Genomic DNA, 18,585 nt, shown 5'->3' on the forward strand with positions numbered 1-18,585 from the left:
AGACGTTGAATACAAAGAAAAAGAGCGACCATATTGGTCGCTCTTTTTGCTTTAAGCCGTGTTGTAACGTGACCGCCTGTCGAGCGTTGGGGCAGTAAAATGGCTTTCAATCAAGCGTTGCGTCAGCGCATGCTGAGGTTCAGAAAACACGGTTTGCGTGCTGCCAGATTCCACCACTTCCCCGTTTTGCATCACCATCACTTTATCAGCGACATGCTTAACCACCCCCATGTGCTGAGACACATAAATGTAAGACAAGCCCATTAGTTCCTGCAGTTCGAGAAGCAGATTAAGGATCTGGGAGCGCATGGACATATCTAATCCATTCAAGGCTTCATCAGCAACAATCACGCAGGGCTGTAGGATCAATGCACGCGCTAACGAGATGCGTTGTTTTTGGCCTGTTGCGAGCATTTGTGGATAAAAATACGCATGCTCGGGAAGCAGGCCCACCTGACGCAGAGTATCTACTACACGGCGTTCACGCTCTTGCGGCGTCATGTTGGTGTTTCGCTTCAACGGGCTTTCCAAAATCTGACCAATCTGATTACGTGGATTGAGCGAGGTATTGGGATCTTGGAAAATCATGCGGATCAGTTTGCAACGTGTTTTGTAATCGTTCGGTCTCAGCACTTCACCATTCACACGCACGTCACCGCCAGATGGCATAACGACGCCAGCCAACATTTTAGCAAGAGTAGACTTACCCGAACCGTTTTCGCCAATCAGCGCTAACGTTTCACCCGCATCCAATGAAAAGGAAACGGGTTTAACCGCTTCAATCACACGTTTGGTAAACAGCCCAGTGCGATATTGATAATCTTTTCTTAAGCCTTCAACTTCAAGCAGTGCGGTCATGCTTTTTGACTTCCATATTGAGGGGGAAATGACAGGCAAACTTGTGATTTTTCACCTTGCGAGTACGCGGTACTTCGACGCACTTACGCTGCGCATAAGGACATCGTGGTCCCAGTCGGCAACCTATTGGCAAATGCTGCAACGGGGGAATAGAGCCGGGCAATGCCGCAAGCTTACTCTTGTGTGGTATATCTTTGCTAAAGTCTGGCATCGCGCGAAGCAAGGCATCGGTGTAAGGATGATGCGGCGTCTCAATGATTTGTTTTCGCCCTGCGGATTCGACTGATTGGCCACAATACATCACCGTGATGCGGTCAGCCCACTGTGTCACGGTTGTTAGGTCATGACTGATCAACAAAATGGTAGTGTTGGCGATCTGATTCGTTCGACTGAGCAAGCGGAAAATCTGAGCCTGAGTGATTGGATCCAAATCGGCTGTCGGTTCATCCGCAATCAAAAGGCGAGGGCGGTTAGCGATCGCCATAGCAATCATGACTTTTTGGCATTCGCCGTCGGTCAATTCATAGGGGTAGCTTTTCATCACACGCTTGTGATCTTTAATGCCCACTTTGTGTAACAGCGCGACAGATTGCTGCTTACGCCAAGAGAGACGCTGCCACCAACTGCCGCTAAATGAGCTAGAAGGAATCGCCTCTTCAAGTTGATAACCCACCTCTTCTGACGGATCGAGACACGTGGATGGCTCTTGGAAAATCATCGCAATGTCTTTGCCGACCAAATGGCGGCGTTCGCGTGCGGGTAGCGAAAGCAAATCAATATTACCCAAGCGCATGCGGTCTGCGCTGACTCGCCAATTGTCTTTGGTTACGCCACAAATGGCTTTCGCCACCAAGCTTTTTCCTGAACCAGACTCACCCACCAGACCGCGAATTTCGCCTTCATTGATGGTCAGACTCATGCGGTCTACCGCTTTAACGGGGCCTTGAGGCGTATCAATCTCAATGGTCAGGTGTCGAATATCTAACAGCGGCATTACTCTGTCCCCGCGTTTATTGCCTGACTGACGCCATCACCCACAAGGTTGACTACCAGTACGCTTATCATAATTGCAAGACCGGGCAGCGTCACTGTCCACGGCGACGTAAAGACCAGCTCAATAGAATCACCGAGCATGGCTCCCCATTCTGGAGAAGGTGCTTGTGCGCCCAACCCGAGAAAGCCTAAGGCCGCAATATCCAAAATGGCAACAGATACTGCTCGCGTAAACTCTGTGTTTAATACGACAAGAATATTCGGCAGTACGGAATGATAGAGCAGATAGAAGCTATTCGCGCCATCAAGGCGTGCAGCCAAAATGTATTCTTTTTCCATCTCAGCATGCACGGCGGTATAGACAGCACGAATAAAACGAGGGATTAATGCCAGCCATACTGCCAGCAAAATATTCATTTCTCCCGGCCCCTTGAATGCCACCACAATGATAGCCAGCAACAGCGATGGGATAGACAGTACGGTATCAAGCAAGTGATTAAGGAAGCTGGATTTTAGTCCCGAGGTCATCCCCGCCAAAATGCCAATCAACACGCCCAACACACCTGCAGCCAATGCCACTAAGATGGCGTAGCCGAAGGTTAAGCGAGAGCCCGCGATAAGACGCGATAGCATATCTCGTGTTAAATCATCGGTTCCCAAAAAGTAATCAACCGTCCCTTTGGTATCCCAAGAGGGAGGAAGCAGGAGGTGTCCTGTTTGAAACTGCGGGTCATAAGGCGATATCCAAGGTGCAAGTATCGTAATAAGGAGCAGTAAGCACAAACACCAGAAGCCAAACACGGCGAGGGTGTTTTCACGGAATGCCTTCCAAGAACGCTCAAATTGCGTGGAAATATGCTGTTCAAGGTAAACGCTATTTGAGGGCATACCATTCCTTCCTTGCAAGAGGACTAATTGCGGCGCCCGCTAAGTCAGAGAATATGTTGGCAAGTAACACGACACTACCAACTGCCAGCACACCAGCCTGCACTGTTACGTAGTCCTGGAAGCTAAGCGCATTGAGCAACCACGTTCCGATACCAGGCCAGTTGAAGATTGATTCGGTAATGATAGCGAACGTCATCATGGTGGAGATTTGAATACCAAATTTGGGAATGATTGGCGGCAGCGCGTTTTTAAGCACATGACGCATCACGATTTCTGACTTCGATAAGCCTTTTGTAGCTGCGGCTTTGATGTAGTTTTGGCTCATTACATCCGCCACGGAGTCGCGCAAAAGCTTGATGATTTCCGTAGTAGGTGCAACCGCCAACACCAAGGTCGGCATGATCAGGTGCCGGATAATATCTTCAATGGCCTGACTGCGCTGAGGGTGGTTGGAGAGCAACACATCCACCAATGCGAAACCCGTGACCGTTGGGATTTCAAACAGCAGGTTATAACGGCCCGAAACGGGCAGCCAGCCAAGGTATAGCGAGAACACCATGATCATCAAGATGGCCATCCAGAAGATAGGCATGGAAAACGTCAGTAATGTAATCGATGAAATCATCACATCAGCCACAGAGCCGCGTCGGATACCAGCAAGCGTCCCAAAAGGAATGCCTATAATGAGCGCCAGCAAAAAGGCGAAGAAGCAAAGCTCCATGGTGGCGGGGAACACTCGCGCCAATGATTCAGTGACGGGTAAACCATTCGCTGCAACACCAAGGTTTCCTTGCATCAATTGACGGACGTACTGCAGCCAGCCGGTCCAGAATTCTTGTTGGTTGTATATGGAAAAAGCATCCAAGCGAACGATGTTGTAGCCGATAAAAGTCAGTATCAAAAGCGTGATGATGAACAAATTGAGCCGGCGTATTGCGTAGATCAACATAGATCACTGGCTCCTAGAAACATTGGCAAAAGATTTGTCTCCGAAAGGACTAAGAGTAACGCCCTGCAATCTGGCATTTCGTGCCTGATAATGAACGCCGTGCGCGAGAGGGATAAGTGGCATGCGATCTTTAAGGATATCCTGAGCTTGTAAATAAAGTGCTCGGCGCTCTTCACGAACATCGGTAGCGATGGCGGAATCTAAAAAGCGATCAAAATAGCGGTTACACCAATTCGAAAGATTCCAACCCGTGAATTTGGCATTGCAAGACAGAAGAGGACGAAGAAAATTATCAGGATCACCGTTGTCCGCTATCCACCCTGTCAATACCATGTCTAAATCATTTGGATCTTGCCTTAGCTGCTTACGGTTAATGTCTTCCTGCGCGATGATATTGACTGTAATGCCAATTGCAGCAAGATTCGATTGAATAAGTTCCGCGGCTTTTCTCGGACTTGGATTGTAGGACTTGGGCGTGAGCGGGACTAAAAGATCGACCGAAAAACCATGACGATAGCCCGCTTTAGCCATTAGACCGAGCGCGAGCTGTGGGTCGAACGCAGTCGTACTTTCACTGTCATAAGCCCAAGACATGGGTGGAAGCATACCCGTGGCTGTTGTACCCGTGCCGTAATAAACCGATTGGATGAGCGCGTCGCGGTTGATCGCTAAGCTTATTGCTTGGCGCACTTCAAGCTCTGATAACGCAGGATGTCGTGTGTTTAGCGCCAGAAAAGCAACGTTCATGCCCGTTTGTGACGCGAGAACAAAATCAGGGTTTTGCTCGATAACGGACAGTTGGCTGGCGATTGGGGACGACAGCACATCGCATTCGCGTGTGATCAGCTTGGTAAACGTACCTGTTCCGCGTGTGCTGATATCGAAAGCGATTTGCTCCATGGGAGCCGCACCATTCCAATAGCCCCAATGGCGTTTTAAGCGAATAAGGCGATGTGGCTGATAATCGTCCAAAAAGAATGCACCTGAACCGATAGGATGCGTATCAATGCGTTCCGGCGTGCCCGAGGTCAACAGATGCTTGGCGTACTCTGCTGAATGAATAACAGCATACGTTGTGGCGAGCGTTGAAAGAAACGACACATCCGGTCGAGACAAGGTAAAACGCACCTGGTAGTTACCGATGGCGACCACATCTTCGACAAGGCCACGGAAGTCCATACTGTCAAACCAAGGATATTCCCCGCCAGAGACCTTGTTAAAAGGGTGGTTGGGGTCAATCAGCCTTTCGAAACTGAATACCACATCTTCTGCGGTCAGACCACGGTGCGGAATAAACCAATCGGTGACCTGAAATGTCGCACTTTTTCTCAGATTGAAAGTGTATTCCTTGCCGTCTGGACTCACCTCCCAACTTTGCGCAAGCATAGGAATAGGCTGGTAAGTGATGGGGTCCAATTGCAATAGACGATCGAAAATTTGGCTAGAAAGGGCGTCAGCGGTTAAGCCACCGTCGGTTAGCTGCGGATTGAATGTGTTTGGCTGACCCGGACCACAATAGATAAACCCGCGGTTTCGCGCAGAGTTGTCTGAGAACGGATCTTCACATCCTGCCAGAAGGAGAATGGTTACGCTTGCAATCAGCAAGCGACTTAGCGCGCTCATAAGCCAATGATTAGGTAATAAAGTTAAGATGTTAATTTACCACTGAAGCAACAAAGTCACCAAGTGACGGTGCAATTTAGGGGATGATTTCAGAACAACAAGCTGAAAACTTAGTCAGAATCGATGTTTTCATCACCAACTAGATTGTATTTTCGCAATAGTCCTCTCACTTGATGGTAGCTTAACCCCAGCAACTCTGCGGCACGTCTTTGATTGAACTTGGCATGTGCCATCGCAAATTCAACGATTTCTTTTTCTTGGTCTTGTTGCCACTGTCGTAAATCCATGGGCAATACAAATTGAGGCGTTGTTTTCACTTCTGCCGTCGGCGTTGCAGCCCAAGGCGCTTTGTAAGGGTCAAGAAGTATGGCATCGACAGGACTGTCCTCGTCCGCATGACGATAAATTGCACGCTCAACCACATTCTTTAGCTCGCGCACGTTCCCTGGCCAATGGTAGTCGTTGAGTGCTTGTATTGCGCCAGCGGTAAAACCAGAAAAATAGCGATAACCGAGTTCTCGGCACATCTTCAACGCGTAGTATTCCGCTAACAATAAAATGTCGCCGTGACGTTCACGAAGCGGGGGAAGGTGGATCACATCAAACGCGAGTCGATCGAGCAGATCAGCGCGAAATTGCCCGTCAGCGGCCAGTTGTGGCAGGTTCTCGTTGGTGGCGCAAATAAGCCTGACATCAGCACTTAACATATCGCTGCCACCAACACGTTCATACTCGCCGTATTCAATCACACGTAGCAGTTTTTCTTGTACCCCAAGCGGTGATGTTGCCAGTTCATCCAAAAACAGCGTGCCGCCTTCAGCGCGTTCAAAGCGCCCTTTGTGGCGACCTTTGGCACCGCTGAATGAACCTGCTTCATGGCCAAACAACTCTGAGTCAATCAAGCCTTCGCTCAGTGCCGCGCAGTTTAGGCTCACCAAGGGGCCATCCCAACGTCGTGACAAATAATGAAGACGTTTCGCAATCAGCTCTTTACCTGTTCCTCGTTCACCTAGCAGCAGCACAGGTCTGTTCAATGGCGCGATTCGAGAGACATGATCGAGCACTGAGAGGAAGTGGTCAGACTCGCCGATAAGGTTGTCAGGCTTTTGCATGGCTAAATTTACCAACTGTTAGTTTATTTCATCATACGCTTATCGCTGTATAATTCATTATATTCTTTAAGTGGCTGAATATTATAAATAATAAAAGTTGGCACGTTGTTTGATATGTACATTACCAAATGAGGTATTCCCTCAATCGGTAGGCGCAAAGAGCGCATTCGGAAAAAGGAGCATCACAATGGGTATTTTCTCTCGCTTTGCAGACATCGTTAACGCTAATGTCAATTCACTGTTGGACAAGGCAGAAGATCCGCAGAAAATGGTTCGCCTGATCATTCAAGAGATGGAAGACACGTTAGTTGAAGTTCGCACATCATCTGCGCGTGCATTGGCTGACAAAAAAGAATTAGCGCGTAAGATTGACGGCATCGAACGTCAAATGACAGATTGGCAGGAAAAAGCGACACTGGCGTTGCAGAAATCTCGTGAAGATCTGGCTCGTGCCGCGTTAATTGAAAAACAGAAAGTGCACGATATCTTGCTGACTCTTAAAGAAGAGTTCCATTTGGTAGAAGAGACCATTGGAAAGCTGGGCAACGAAGTCGCAGAACTGGAAACCAAACTGAGCGAAACCCGTGCGCGTCAACAAGCGTTGGTTATTCGCCGCGAAACCGCAGGAAAACGTCGCGATGTACGTCGTCAACTAGACACCGGCCGCACAGATGAAGCGCTGGCAAAGTTTGAGCAGTACGAGCGCCGTATTGATGAGCTGGAAGCGGAAGCAGACAGTTACAGCATCGGCAAAGGTAAGCATCTCGAAGACGAATTTGCTGACTTACAAGCGCAAGATGAAATTGAAAAAGAACTCGCTCGCATGAAAGCGGAACTCAAGGACAAAGAATAAAACCTAACAAGGTAAGGAGTTGGCATGTCAATGGCGTTTTTATCCATCCCATTGGTGGTGTTTCTGGTTTTTGTGGCACCCCTATGGCTGTGGCTCCATTACCGCAGCAAGCGTCAAGTGGGTCAAGGCTTGAGTGGTGATGAGTACGAGCAGTTACAAGCACTGGCAGATCGCGCTGAAGCGCTGCAAGACCGCATTCATTCATTAGAGAGAATTCTTGATGAAGAAGCACCAAATTGGAGACATAAAGAATGAGCAAAACGTTGTATCGTGATCCTGTAAACGGGAAAATCGGCGGCGTTTGTGCAGGTATCGCCGATTACTTGGGTGTTGAGATTTGGTTGGTAAGGATTATTACCGTGTCGGCTTTTCTGATTGGGCTAGGCTTTTTCGTGATTGTGGCATACATTGCTGCGACGTTGATTCTCGAAAAAATGCCGCCAGAAGAAGCAAAGAAAACTCACCATTTCCGAGAGCATCAGGTCAAACAAAAACCTTGGCAACAAGGGAAATCAGCGAGTCACTTACTGGCCGATATTGATCAGGAAATGATGCAGATGGAGCAAGGCGTCGCCAAAATGGAAGCCTATGTTACCTCTAGCGAATTCGATCTCAATCGCCAGTTTAAAAAGCTCTAAATTTTTAAGCTGTTATCCTCATCCCTCGCTCTAATAGCGGGGGATTTCTTGTTATAAGAGGAGCTACTGCTGTCCATGAAATCCGTAAAAAGTCATGTCAATAAATGGGTGAGCCGTGGGCTTGACCGTCATGTGCGCCTTGCTGTGACGGGGCTCTCCCGAGCGGGTAAAACAGCCTTTATCACCTCGCTTATTAATCAATTGCTTCACAGTGCCACGAATCCCCGCATGCCGCTTTTTCAGCCCGTGAGAGAAGGGCGTGTTCTTGGCGCACGTCGGGTTCAACAAACGCAGTTACACATTCCAGCGTTTGATTACGATCAGGGCATACAAGCATTGCGTTCGCAGCCACCTCGTTGGCCGTCGCCAACACGCGATGTGAGCGAAATTCGATTAGCCATTCGTTATCGTCCTGATAGCGGCGCAATGAAATTGCTGCAAGAAACGGCAACCTTGTATGTGGATATTGTGGACTATCCGGGCGAATGGTTGTTGGACTTACCACTGCTTTCCATGAGCTTTGATGAGTGGTCGAGAAAACAATCCGGCATTTTAATCGGCAAACGCAAAGCGCTCGCAGAAGATTGGCTTGCGTCAATAGAAACGTTTGACCCGCTGGCAGACGCAGATGAAGCGCTTATTGCGCAATTGTCTGAAAAGTTCACCGACTATTTGCATGCCTGCAAAGACGAAGCGGGCTTGCACTGGGTGCAACCCGGCAGATTTGTGCTGCCCGGTGAATATGCAGGTGCACCTGTGTTGCAGTTTTTCCCTTTGGTGAGTGAAAAATATGGCGAGAGTCAGTTGGCGAAAGCTTCTCCAAACAGCAACTATGCAATACTGAAGCAACGCTACGATTATTACTGTCAGCACATCATAAAAGGCTTCTATCAAGAACACTTTTCAAAAGTGGATAGGCAAATTGTGCTGGTCGATACATTGCAGCCCCTAAACGCGGGACCTGAGTCGTTCAATGACATGCGTCTGGCGTTAGAGCAGCTGATGCAGAGCTTTCGTTATGGCAAAAGTGGACTGCTGCGCCGTCTCTTTGCACCGAGCATCGACAAGATCCTGTTCGCCGCGACCAAAGCAGATCATGTGACGCCAGATCAGCATCCAAATCTTGTGTCCTTGTTGCAGCAGCTTATTCATGAAGCTTGGCAAACTGCGGCATTTGAAGGCATTGATATGGACTGCATCAGCTTAGCGTCGATTCAGGCAACGGAGCCTGGGATGGTCGATCACAAAGGCGAAACCGTGGCTGCGCTTCGCGGCACACTGGAAAGTGGTGAGCCAATGCTAATGTATCCCGGGGATGTGCCTCCGCGATTACCAAGCGATGCATTCTGGCAAAACAACCAGTTTGAATTTAGACAGTTCAGGCCCATGCCCAACGATGTTGATGAGCCTTTGCCTCACATTCGGGTGGATAAAGCATTGCAGTATTTACTGGGTGACAAACTCAGATAAAGGGACGAGATGAACGATTATAAAAAAGCGATTGTGTTTGAAGACACAGAAAAACCAAAAGAAGACGCACCAGAATTAACGGCACAGCGTCAGTTTGATGCAGATGCGGCTAAGTTCTCCGTTGCGCCCATTGAAGAAGAAGCCGACGCAGAGCAAAGGCTTGAAGCCGCGCTAAAGCCCAAAAAAAAGCGCTGGGGAATGCGTGTGTTAGCGGCGACAGGTATTGGTCTTGTTTGTTGGCAAACCGTTGATAGTGTTTGGACAGCCGTTCAAAGTGGTGATTGGTTAACCGTGGGTTGGAGCGGCTTTGTCGCAGGTATCGCCGCGTTTGGTGTGGCTGCCCTTGGTCGAGAATTCATGGCATTGCGACGTTTGAAAGGGCGACAAGACGAACGTGAACACGTACTCGCTATCATTGACGCTGATGGAATTGGCAAAGCCAAAAGTATGTGTGAAAAACTCGCCAAACAAGCGCATACAGAAATGACAGCGGGTTATGACAAGTGGCAAAACTCGCTGGCTGCCACACACAACGACAAAGAAGTGTTTGAGCTTTACGACCAAATGGTCGTGACCGAGCAAGATACGCGCGCGAAGAAAATGGTCACCAAATACGCATCTGAAGCCGCGGTGATGGTGGCATTAAGCCCTTTGGCGATTGCCGATATGTTGCTGGTGGCATGGCGTAATTTCCGCCTGCTTGAGCAAATATCTTCCGTGTATGGTGTCAAACTCGGGTATTGGTCTCGTATTCGTTTGCTGCGCTTGGTGTTGGCGAATATGGCATTTGCAGGTGCTAGTGAAGCAATGACTGATATTGGTACCGATCTGCTTTCTGTTGATTTGGCCGGTAAGTTATCTGCGCGTGCTGCGCAGGGGTTAGGAGTGGGTTTACTGACAGCGCGACTCGGCTACAAAGCCATGGCCGTGATGCGTCCATTACCTTACATCGGCACGAAAGCGCCAACATTATCAGATATGCGTAAGCAACTGCTTGGAAGGCTGGCGTCAGGTAATAAGAGTGCTGGCAATAATCGCTAAGCGGCTACCGCAGTCGCTGACCAAGCAGCCAGCTAAGCGGGTCACTAAGCAGCGCGAAATTGAAAGATGACGCGCAAAAGAAGTTGGATCGCCATTCATAAGGGGCAGTGGTAACACTGTCCCTTTTTTTCATTCCGCTCCCTCCCATTTTATCCTCACGTTTTACACTGTGCCGCTTGACTCATAAAGGCTTCAGGCGCAAACTTCAAAAACTGTCAACAATTCCTGACACTTTGTACGCGGGTTTAATCCGACGCGCAGTGACTTTGAATTTACGCACCCTTCACATCAACACGGTCGAGATTGACACCTAGATATATTGGACGATATCGACCTCATTGCTAGCAGGACATCACCGTGAGACTACAGGTCTTTTGCGAAGATCGACTTGGCTTAACCCGCGAGTTACTCGACATTCTGGCCAGACGCAGTATTGATTTGCGAGGCATCGAGATCGACCAAGTCGGGATCATTTATCTAAATTGCCCCGAAATAGAGTTCGACGAGTTTAGGCAGTTAATGTCAGAAATTCGTCTGATAAGCGGCGTGACTGATGTACGAAAAATTCAGTTTCTACCCGCTGAGCGTGAACATCGTGAGCTACGCGCCTTGCTCGAAACCCTAAGCGATCCCGTGTTTTCCGTTAACCTCAACGGCAAAGTCGATATGGCGAACAAAGCTGCGTTTCGTCTGATGGATTGTAAAGAGTCCGATCTTATCGGTGAAGTAGCGAACAACCTGTTTCCTGATTTCAATTTTACCCATTGGCTGGAACGCGACAACGCAGGGCAAGTGTGCCGTCAAGTTGTGATTTCAGGTATGGATTACCTGATGGAAGTGATGCCCGTGTATGTCACTGACAGCGAGGACAATGACGTACTTGCCAGTGCAGTTATTCAGCTAAAACAAGTGTCGATGAGTCACTTGCCAACCACGCTGTATCGTACAGCCGGTGAACATGGCTTCGAGCATTTGGTCGGTCAATCGAGCAAGTTCCGCGCCCTTGTTAATCAGGCCAAGAAATTTGCAATGCTTGATGCGCCCTTGCTTATTCAGGGTGAAACAGGCACAGGCAAAGAGTTGTTAGCGAAAGCATGCCATCAGCGCTCGCATCGCGCCGAGCAGCCATTTCTTCTCGTGAACTGCGTGTCGATGCCTGATGATGCGGCCGAAACCGAACTTTTTGGTTGTGCGCCTGGTTTGGATCATGATGGTAAAAAAGGCCAATTTGAGCAGGCCGATGGCGGCACCGTGTTCCTCTATGAAGTAGGGGAAATGAGCCCGCATTTGCAAATCAAGCTGCTGCGCTTTATGCAAGACGGTACCTTCCGCCGCGTTGGGGAAGAGCGTGAAATCAAAGTCGACGTTCGCGTGATCTGCTCGACACAAAAGAACCTAGCAGAACGTGTTGCTGCGGGTCAGTTTAGAGAAGATTTGTTCTATCGACTCAATGTACTTTCGCTTAACGTTCCGCCGCTTCGCGAGCGTCCTTCAGACATACAGCCTTTGGCAGAATTGTTCCTCAATCAATTCTCGGCTGAACTGGGGCAAGAAAAGCCAATGCTTCAGCAAGGCGTGCCAGAGTTTCTAACGCAATATTCGTGGCCGGGAAATATTCGCCAGCTGCGAAATGTTTTATTCCGCGCGATGACACAAATAGAAGACGGTTGTTTGACCAAAGACGACATTCAATTGCCAGAAACTGAACAAGCAGCGTTTTTGACAGAAGAGACAATGGAAGGCTCGCTAGATGACATTATGAAGCGCTATGAGTCAGGCATTTTGTCGAATCTGTACCGTAGTTACCCGTCCACACGTAAGCTGGCAAAACGACTGAACGTGTCGCATACGGCGGTGGCGAACAAATTGCGTGAATACGCGATTGGTAAAAAACCGTAAGAAATGAAAAGGGATAAAGCGGCTAATTTGCCGCTTTTTCTTCGAGAGCAAGCAGCTTCTGTTTGATCTCTAGCCCATAACGATAACCTGTCAGCTTACCGTCACTGCCAATCACACGATGGCAAGGTACGATAAGTGGAATGGGGTTGACATTGTTGGCCATTCCCACGGCACGGTAAGCGAGTGGGTTGCCTATGTCCTCAGCGATTTCTCCGTAGGTTCTTGTTTCACCGTAGGGTATACGCCTTAAGGCTTGCCAGACTTGGTGTTGAAATTCGGTGCCTTCTGGGGCAAGCGGAATATCGAATTGGGTGCGCTTACCATAAAGAAATTCAAGCAGTTGTTTTTTATACGGTTCGATCTGTGAGGGTGAGTGTTTCCACTCAAGGCTTTGCTCGAAGGGGTGATGAAGACATAGCGAGAGTTGCCTAAGTCCGGATTCATCTGCCAACATGTGGATTTTCCCCAATGGGGAATCAAAGCTATCGTAGTACATAGGTCCAACACAAAAATTAGACAGGAGGCGAGTTGTCAGTCGAAATTATAAACCCTTTCCCCAGTTTGAGCGTTGATAATCTTGTCGTCCGGGCGATACAAAAGAGCGATGTCGCAAGAGTGGTTCGATATTTTCAGGTGAATCGTACATTTCTGTCGCCTTGGGAACCGCTGAGACCTGATGGCTTTTTCACCTATGAAGGATGGGAAAGGCGCGTTATTCAACTCACCGAGTTGCAACGACATGGGCTGGCTTACTATTTCCTGATCTTTGAAAAAGGCAGTGAAGATGTCGCGGGTGTGATCACGTATAACAACATTATGCAGTTTCCTTTTCACGCCTGTAATGTTGGCTATTCGTTGGCAGAATCATCACAGGGAAAAGGGTTGATGCGTCGGTCATTAAAAATCACCAATCAATGGCTGTTTGATAATCTCAATCTGCACCGCATTATGGCCTCTTACATGCCGAGGAATAAGCGAAGTGAAGCGGTATTGCTGGGGGCGGGGTTTACCAAAGAAGGTGAAGCCAAAGATTATTTGTTGATCAACGGTCAGTGGGAAGACCATATTTTGACGTCTGTTATCAACCCTGATTGGGTGGCATCGATCAATGAATAAGGCTGAGTCATAACTTGTTTTGATTCTTACAAAATACCGAATCCATAAAATAAGAAGCCCCGCCAAGTCGCGGGGCTTTTTGTTGTTATTTTCTAGCTTCTAGCTTCTAGCTTCTAGCTTCTAGCTTCTAGCTCTTAGGTCACAGTAATCAAACGCATTGTGTTGGTTGCGCCAACATAACCCATCACATCACCTTGTGTGAAAATCACGACATCCCATGGTTTTAGGAAGCCTTGCTCTTTCAGCAATGTGATTGCTCTGTGCGCGACATCTGGGCCTGCGCCGGTATCGCTTTTGAAATAGATTGGCGTTACACCGCGATAAAGTGCCGCGCGACGCAGTGTTGCTTCATGTTGTGACAGTGCAAAAATCGGTTTGCCCGAACTGATACGAGACATCATCAACGCGGTTTTGCCGGATTCTGTCAGTGATACCATCGCTTTTACCTTTGGCATATGGTTTGCCGCGTACATGCTTGCCATCGACACCGTTTCTTCAATCAGTTCGAACTCTTTGTTGAGTCGGTGATTGGACACGTTGATAGACGGCATTTTTTCCGCACCAATGCACACTTCGGCCATGGCTTTAACTGTTTCTAATGGATAATCCCCCGCGGCGGTTTCTGCAGACAACATAACCGCATCTGTGCCATCAAGAACCGCATTCGCCACGTCCATCACTTCAGCGCGTGTCGGCATCGGAGATTTGATCATCGATTCCATCATTTGTGTTGCTGTAATTACGCAGCGGTTGAGGGCACGTGCACGGCGGATTAATTTTTTCTGTACACCCACTAATTCGGGGTCGCCAATTTCTACCCCAAGATCGCCTCGCGCCACCATCACCACATCGGACGCTTCGATAATGTCATCAATGTTTTCGTCAGTGGCGACGGTTTCTGCACGTTCCACTTTCGCCACTAAGCGCGCATCCAAGCCGGCATCGCGCGCTAAAGAGCGGGCAAGACGCATATCTTCGCCGTTACGAGGGAAGGAAATAGCGAGGTAATCCACACCGATTGCCGCCGCGGTTAAGATGTCTTTTTTGTCTTTGTCGGTCAACGCAGGGGCAGAAAGGCCACCGCCTTTTTTGTTGATGCCTTTATTGTTAGAAAGCGGGCCACCCACGGTGACATCGGTATGTACACAAGTACCTTCAACCGAAACCACTTTGAGTTGCACGCGACCATCGTCAAGAAGCAACAGATCTCCTGGGCCCACATCTTTTGGCAAATCTTTATAATCAAGACCCACGCGCTCTTTATCGCCTTTACCTGCCGGTAAATCACTGTCGAGGATAAAACGATCGCCAATCGCGAGATGTATCTTTCCGTCTGCGAACGTGGAAACGCGAATTTTAGGCCCTTGCAAGTCACCGAGAATACCAATGTGTGTGCCGAGTTTTTTCGCGATGGCACGCACTTGGTTAGCGCGCTCAATATGATCTTCTGCACTGCCGTGCGAAAAATTCATCCGCACGACGTTAGCGCCGCTTGCGATAAGCGCTTCTAACACACCTTCTTTGTCCGTCGCAGGTCCTAAAGTTGTTACGATTTTTGTCCGTCGCATTGGGTCAGTCATGAAAGTCCCCTGAAGATATGATTGTTATTATTGATATGGGCAAGAGCTATTGATAGTTGAGTCTATAAAACAAGTGTAGCTGAGAGAGTGACAGAGAAAGAAAAAGGGCAGACATTCTGTCTACCCTTTCAATTGCCTACGCCGTTTTAGGTCAACGCTTCTTTGTTGAAGCGAGAATCCTTAATCGCTTCTTTTACGCGTTTTAGGTTTTCTCTGAATCCTGGCCCGCGGCGTAATGTGAAGCCTGTTGCTAAGACATCGATCACCGTCATTTGCACCACACGGCTCGCCATTGGCATATAGATGTCCGTGTCTTCTGGCACATCTAGCGTAATAGTGAGCGAGCAGACTCTGTCTAGGGGGGAGTTCTTCTCTGTGATGCCGATAACCGTCGCGCCGTTCTCTTTTGCCAATGTTGCTACGTCAACCAATGACTTGGTGCGTCCCGTGTGGGAAATCACAACCACAACATCGCCATCGCTACAGTTAATGCAGCTCATGCGTTGCATGACAATGTCATTGAAACAAACAATGGGAATGTTGAAACGGAAGAATTTATTTTGCGCATCGTGTGCAACAGACGCTGACGCACCCAAACCAAAGAAAGATATCTTTTTAGCTTGCGTCAACAAATCAACCGCGCGATTGATTTGTAGGGTATCGATGCTGTTTTTCGCGACATCCAGACACGCCATGGTCGATTCGAAGATCTTGGCGGTATACGCGTCAGCACTGTCGTGTTCTTCGACATTGCGGTTAACGTAAGGAGTGCCATTAGCGAGGCTTTGCGCAAGGTGAAGTTTAAAGTCAGGAAAGCCCTTCGTATCGAGACGACGACAAAAGCGATTAACTGTCGGTTCGCTGACATCTGCCATTTTTGCCAGAGTAGCAATGCTCGAATGGATAGCCGTTTGAGGCGAAGCGATAATAACCTCGGCCACTTTTCGTTCCGACTTACTAAAATTTTCGATATTTTTTTGTATTTTTTCTAGCGTGTTCATCAGATTACCGCGTGGCTTCCGCTGTCTAAATTATCAGCAAGTGTTGTCGACATGTTTAGTCGTTCGTCGCTGACCTCTTGGTTGAAATAAATCTAAGTTCAACAATGTTATAGTTGAGTCTAACGGGTACATTCACTGAAAGACATTTTAACCAAGAATTGACGTTAAAAAATTTGTATTCATTCACGCTTTTAGTTGCTTAATTACACGAAAGCGGAGTTTTTTTTCATCGTTCATGCGTTACATTCCGATCTTGTGGCACGTGTTCACTGGTTTTTTCCTATATATGAAAACAGATTACAGGGACTTTCTATGCCGAAACCATATAAAACAGTATCAGTATGCGGGTGTGGTTGGCTCGGTTTGGCACTGGCAGAAAAACTCAACAAAGATGGCGTTCAAATTACGGGAAGCAAACGCACTACAGAGGCGGCTTTTGAACTGTCAAAAAAGGGCATTCACGGTGTGATTTTTGATATTTATGATCAAAACCGGAATAGTGGGGAAAATAGCGAAGCGGATGCTTCTTCACTTTTTGGTAGCGATGTCTTTGTTGCCAACATACCACCGGGCAGACGTACGTTTGATCGCTCCGAGTTTGTCTCCGCCATGAAATCTATGATTGATCGCGCCAAAGCGGGCGGCACGCAACAATTTATTCTTATCAGCACCACGTCGGTATACGGAAAAGCCCAAGGCCAAATCTCAGAAGATAGCGCGTGTGAGCCGGATACAGGATCGGGTAGGGCTCATCGGGAAATCGAGCGCTATGTCTTCACGCAGTTTCCAAATGGCGGTGTGATATTAAGGCTTTCGGGGTTGGTTGGTGCGTCTAGGCACCCCGCAAAGCACATGGCAGGCCGAACCGGTATTACCGGTGGCAAAGATCCCGTTAACTTAATCCATCGAGACGATTGTATTCAGGCTATTTCAGCCATCATAGAGAAGCAACTTGGCGGTGAAACGCTGCACTTAAGTGCGACAGACCATCCTACGCGCAGTGATTTCTATCGATGGGCGGCGCAGGAAATGGGGTTACCACAACCCGAGTTTGTCGAAGATGGCGGTGAAGGGAAGTGGATATCACCTGAATATACAATTAAGCGTTTAGGTTTGACGCTGCGCTATCCAACCCCTTATGACATGCCGGTACCCGTCATCGAGAGTTAGAACACCTTTCAACATGCCGGCCTGTTTGTTGATTTCGTTTGGTAACTAACTTGTCTGCTAGCTATCGGCAATATGGTGCTCGACAGGCGGGATAGAACAGATAAAAAAAGCCCGCTTCATAGGAAGCGGGCAACAAATATGTCTATAAGCAGGAGTAAGAAAAAGCAGCAGTATTTAGTGATAAGTTGAAATTCATGTGCGGCGGCCAGCAATACATTTGAAGGCACTTATCATCTATCTACAGGTATTCAGACGCTGTGCATTTCAATAAGTTCAAAAAAAGTGAAAATTTTTCACTCTTATTTTTTACCCCTCTACTGCTGGCCTCTAAAGTCTTTCAGATAAAGCCTGTCAGTACTTGATGGTCGTCTGTTTTGAATAATGCCAAACAAACCCCCGGACGAAAAAAAGCCCGCTATCAATAATTGATGCGGGCCTAGAAGATCACAAATTCTAAAAAAAAGCAGTGGCATTATATGTGACCTGAGGAAGTTGGCTTTGTTCCCATCAAACGGCATTTTTTTCTCAAAAATGAGCGATTTTTGCTCTGTTTTTTCTTTAATCTCATATTAAACATGGAGTTACTGCCAGGTATTTTTTGATGCGAGCAAGATTGATGTGCAGATAAATGTTTTGGGGTTGTTATTAATGCTAACGAGATGTAAAGTTAAACAGTTGTTTAATACAGGTGAGTGAATATGGCAGGGAAAGGCGAAACTAAAGGCAAAATCCTTGATGCTGCGGAGCAACTTTTTGCAGAACACGGGTTTAAAGACACCTCTCTTCGCACGATCACGAGCAAGGCTGGGGTGAATCTCGCATCGGTTAATTATCACTTTGGCGACAAAAAATCTTTGGTTCGCGCCGTGTTAGCGCGTTATCTCGAAGAGTTTATGCCTTTGCTTGAACAAGAACTCAAACAGCTGGTGGTGAAAGACAATATCTCAATGGAAGATGTCTTCGCGTGTACGAAGAAGCCTTTGTTAGGGCTAGATACGTTTCGCCGTCACGGCGCGTCAGTCTTTATGCAGCTCATCGGTCGAGGCTACACCGATGTTCAAGGTCACTTGCGTTGGTTCATCACAACCCGTTACGACAGTGTTCTCAAACTGTTCACGCAAGCTGTTATGCAGGCAAACCCGTCTCTTAAACCAGAACATGTATTTTGGCGACTGCACTTCACCTTAGGTGCGGTGATTTTTACCATGGCTTCAAACGTGGCCTTGAGTGAAATCGCGGAAAACGATTTTGGCCACAATGTATCGACAGAAGACATTGTGGACAGACTGATCCCTTACTTGGCTGCTGGCGTAGATGCTCCAGCAGGTAAGGAATTATCACTTGTACCGAGCGATTCATCGCGCAGTGCAGGGTAAGAAAACAATAAGAATAAA

Annotated in this window: 18 protein-coding genes; 9 read left to right on the plus strand and 9 right to left on the minus strand. The window is 48.0% G+C overall.

The window, feature by feature from the left end; all coding sequences use genetic code 11:
* Positions 1 to 51 precede the first annotated feature (51 nt).
* The 6 genes from AB8599_RS05270 to pspF all read right to left on the minus strand — a co-directional run bounded on the left by AB8599_RS05270 (position 52) and on the right by pspF (position 6,423).
* Positions 52 to 858: an ATP-binding cassette domain-containing protein gene (locus tag AB8599_RS05270; RefSeq protein ID WP_407332726.1), complete on the minus strand. Its 807-nt coding sequence runs from the start codon at positions 856 to 858 to the stop codon at positions 52 to 54.
* Positions 842 to 1,852: an oligopeptide/dipeptide ABC transporter ATP-binding protein gene (locus AB8599_RS05275; RefSeq protein ID WP_407332727.1), complete on the minus strand. Its 1,011-nt coding sequence runs from the start codon at positions 1,850 to 1,852 to the stop codon at positions 842 to 844. The genes AB8599_RS05270 and AB8599_RS05275 overlap by 17 nt, the downstream gene beginning before the upstream one ends.
* Positions 1,852 to 2,739, minus strand: coding sequence for a putrescine export ABC transporter permease SapC (gene sapC, locus AB8599_RS05280; protein ID WP_407332728.1), 888 nt, complete (start codon positions 2,737 to 2,739; stop codon positions 1,852 to 1,854). Before sapC ends, AB8599_RS05275 begins: the two co-directional genes overlap by 1 nt.
* Positions 2,726 to 3,688: an ABC transporter permease gene (locus tag AB8599_RS05285; RefSeq protein WP_407332729.1), complete on the minus strand. Its 963-nt coding sequence runs from the start codon at positions 3,686 to 3,688 to the stop codon at positions 2,726 to 2,728. The genes sapC and AB8599_RS05285 overlap by 14 nt, the downstream gene beginning before the upstream one ends.
* Positions 3,689 to 3,691: 3 nt before the next feature.
* A complete protein-coding gene (gene sapA, locus AB8599_RS05290) occupies positions 3,692 to 5,311 on the minus strand; it encodes an ABC transporter substrate-binding protein SapA (RefSeq protein WP_407332730.1) in 1,620 nt (539 codons plus the stop codon).
* Between the two features lie 110 nt (positions 5,312 to 5,421).
* Complete coding sequence (gene pspF / locus AB8599_RS05295; protein ID WP_407332731.1) at positions 5,422 to 6,423, minus strand: phage shock protein operon transcriptional activator; 1,002 nt, start codon at positions 6,421 to 6,423, stop codon at positions 5,422 to 5,424.
* Between the two features lie 187 nt (positions 6,424 to 6,610).
* Between pspF and pspA the strand changes: the two genes are divergently transcribed.
* The 6 genes from pspA (at position 6,611) to tyrR (ending at position 12,324) form a co-directional block, all read left to right on the plus strand.
* Complete coding sequence (gene pspA / locus AB8599_RS05300) at positions 6,611 to 7,276, plus strand: phage shock protein PspA (RefSeq protein WP_407332732.1); 666 nt, start codon at positions 6,611 to 6,613, stop codon at positions 7,274 to 7,276.
* A gap of 24 nt (positions 7,277 to 7,300) precedes the next feature.
* A complete protein-coding gene (pspB, locus tag AB8599_RS05305) occupies positions 7,301 to 7,531 on the plus strand; it encodes an envelope stress response membrane protein PspB (RefSeq protein ID WP_407332733.1) in 231 nt (76 codons plus the stop codon).
* A complete protein-coding gene (pspC, locus tag AB8599_RS05310) occupies positions 7,528 to 7,914 on the plus strand; it encodes an envelope stress response membrane protein PspC (RefSeq protein WP_407332734.1) in 387 nt (128 codons plus the stop codon). Before pspB ends, pspC begins: the two co-directional genes overlap by 4 nt.
* 75 nt (positions 7,915 to 7,989) lie before the next feature.
* Positions 7,990 to 9,384: a YcjX family protein gene (locus AB8599_RS05315; protein WP_407332735.1), complete on the plus strand. Its 1,395-nt coding sequence runs from the start codon at positions 7,990 to 7,992 to the stop codon at positions 9,382 to 9,384.
* A gap of 9 nt (positions 9,385 to 9,393) precedes the next feature.
* Complete coding sequence (locus AB8599_RS05320) at positions 9,394 to 10,425, plus strand: YcjF family protein (protein ID WP_407332736.1); 1,032 nt, start codon at positions 9,394 to 9,396, stop codon at positions 10,423 to 10,425.
* Positions 10,426 to 10,782: 357 nt separating this feature from the next.
* Entirely contained in the window at positions 10,783 to 12,324 is a 1,542-nt protein-coding gene (gene tyrR / locus AB8599_RS05325; protein WP_407332737.1) for a transcriptional regulator TyrR, read from the plus strand.
* 22 nt (positions 12,325 to 12,346) lie between these two features.
* On the opposite strand, the gene AB8599_RS05330 is transcribed toward tyrR, so the two are convergent.
* Positions 12,347 to 12,778 carry a methylated-DNA--[protein]-cysteine S-methyltransferase gene (locus AB8599_RS05330; protein WP_407332738.1) on the minus strand — a complete coding sequence of 144 codons (432 nt, stop codon included), beginning with the start codon at positions 12,776 to 12,778 and terminating at the stop codon, positions 12,347 to 12,349.
* A 74-nt stretch (positions 12,779 to 12,852) separates the two neighbouring features.
* Between AB8599_RS05330 and rimJ the strand changes: the two genes are divergently transcribed.
* Complete coding sequence (gene rimJ, locus AB8599_RS05335; protein WP_407332739.1) at positions 12,853 to 13,440, plus strand: ribosomal protein S5-alanine N-acetyltransferase; 588 nt, start codon at positions 12,853 to 12,855, stop codon at positions 13,438 to 13,440.
* A gap of 134 nt (positions 13,441 to 13,574) precedes the next feature.
* Here the strand turns inward: rimJ and pyk are convergent, their stop codons facing one another.
* Together pyk and AB8599_RS05345 are read right to left on the minus strand one after the other, a co-directional pair.
* Positions 13,575 to 15,020 carry a pyruvate kinase gene (pyk, locus tag AB8599_RS05340; RefSeq protein WP_407332740.1) on the minus strand — a complete coding sequence of 482 codons (1,446 nt, stop codon included), beginning with the start codon at positions 15,018 to 15,020 and terminating at the stop codon, positions 13,575 to 13,577.
* 146 nt (positions 15,021 to 15,166) lie between these two features.
* On the minus strand, positions 15,167 to 16,021 hold the full coding sequence (locus AB8599_RS05345; protein WP_407332741.1) for a MurR/RpiR family transcriptional regulator: 855 nt from the start codon (positions 16,019 to 16,021) through the stop codon (positions 15,167 to 15,169).
* A gap of 312 nt (positions 16,022 to 16,333) precedes the next feature.
* On the opposite strand from AB8599_RS05345, the gene AB8599_RS05350 reads away from it, so the two are divergent.
* Together AB8599_RS05350 and AB8599_RS05355 are read left to right on the plus strand one after the other, a co-directional pair.
* Entirely contained in the window at positions 16,334 to 17,191 is an 858-nt protein-coding gene (locus AB8599_RS05350; RefSeq protein ID WP_407332742.1) for an NAD-dependent epimerase/dehydratase family protein, read from the plus strand.
* 698 nt (positions 17,192 to 17,889) lie between these two features.
* A complete protein-coding gene (locus AB8599_RS05355) occupies positions 17,890 to 18,567 on the plus strand; it encodes a TetR/AcrR family transcriptional regulator (RefSeq protein ID WP_407332743.1) in 678 nt (225 codons plus the stop codon).
* Positions 18,568 to 18,585: the final 18 nt, after the last annotated feature.

This window comes from Enterovibrio litoreus (assembly GCF_045679545.1).
GTDB lineage: Bacteria > Pseudomonadota > Gammaproteobacteria > Enterobacterales > Vibrionaceae > Enterovibrio.

What these genes read in the sequence shown, in the direction of transcription:
- AB8599_RS05355 (WP_407332743.1), top strand. Translation starts at nt 17,890, where the DNA reads ATGGCAGGGAAAGGCGAAACTAAAGGCAAAATCCTTGATGCTGCGGAG.
- AB8599_RS05315 (WP_407332735.1), top strand. Translation starts at nt 7,990, where the DNA reads ATGAAATCCGTAAAAAGTCATGTCAATAAATGGGTGAGCCGTGGGCTT.
- AB8599_RS05345 (WP_407332741.1), bottom strand. Translation starts at nt 16,021, where the DNA reads ATGAACACGCTAGAAAAAATACAAAAAAATATCGAAAATTTTAGTAAG.
- AB8599_RS05285 (WP_407332729.1), bottom strand. Translation starts at nt 3,688, where the DNA reads ATGTTGATCTACGCAATACGCCGGCTCAATTTGTTCATCATCACGCTT.
- sapA (WP_407332730.1), bottom strand. Translation starts at nt 5,311, where the DNA reads ATGAGCGCGCTAAGTCGCTTGCTGATTGCAAGCGTAACCATTCTCCTT.
- AB8599_RS05275 (WP_407332727.1), bottom strand. Translation starts at nt 1,852, where the DNA reads ATGCCGCTGTTAGATATTCGACACCTGACCATTGAGATTGATACGCCT.
- sapC (WP_407332728.1), bottom strand. Translation starts at nt 2,739, where the DNA reads ATGCCCTCAAATAGCGTTTACCTTGAACAGCATATTTCCACGCAATTT.
- pspB (WP_407332733.1), top strand. Translation starts at nt 7,301, where the DNA reads ATGTCAATGGCGTTTTTATCCATCCCATTGGTGGTGTTTCTGGTTTTT.
- AB8599_RS05270 (WP_407332726.1), bottom strand. Translation starts at nt 858, where the DNA reads ATGACCGCACTGCTTGAAGTTGAAGGCTTAAGAAAAGATTATCAATAT.
- pspF (WP_407332731.1), bottom strand. Translation starts at nt 6,423, where the DNA reads ATGCAAAAGCCTGACAACCTTATCGGCGAGTCTGACCACTTCCTCTCA.
- AB8599_RS05350 (WP_407332742.1), top strand. Translation starts at nt 16,334, where the DNA reads ATGCCGAAACCATATAAAACAGTATCAGTATGCGGGTGTGGTTGGCTC.
- pspC (WP_407332734.1), top strand. Translation starts at nt 7,528, where the DNA reads ATGAGCAAAACGTTGTATCGTGATCCTGTAAACGGGAAAATCGGCGGC.
- pyk (WP_407332740.1), bottom strand. Translation starts at nt 15,020, where the DNA reads ATGACTGACCCAATGCGACGGACAAAAATCGTAACAACTTTAGGACCT.
- AB8599_RS05330 (WP_407332738.1), bottom strand. Translation starts at nt 12,778, where the DNA reads ATGTTGGCAGATGAATCCGGACTTAGGCAACTCTCGCTATGTCTTCAT.
- pspA (WP_407332732.1), top strand. Translation starts at nt 6,611, where the DNA reads ATGGGTATTTTCTCTCGCTTTGCAGACATCGTTAACGCTAATGTCAAT.
- AB8599_RS05320 (WP_407332736.1), top strand. Translation starts at nt 9,394, where the DNA reads ATGAACGATTATAAAAAAGCGATTGTGTTTGAAGACACAGAAAAACCA.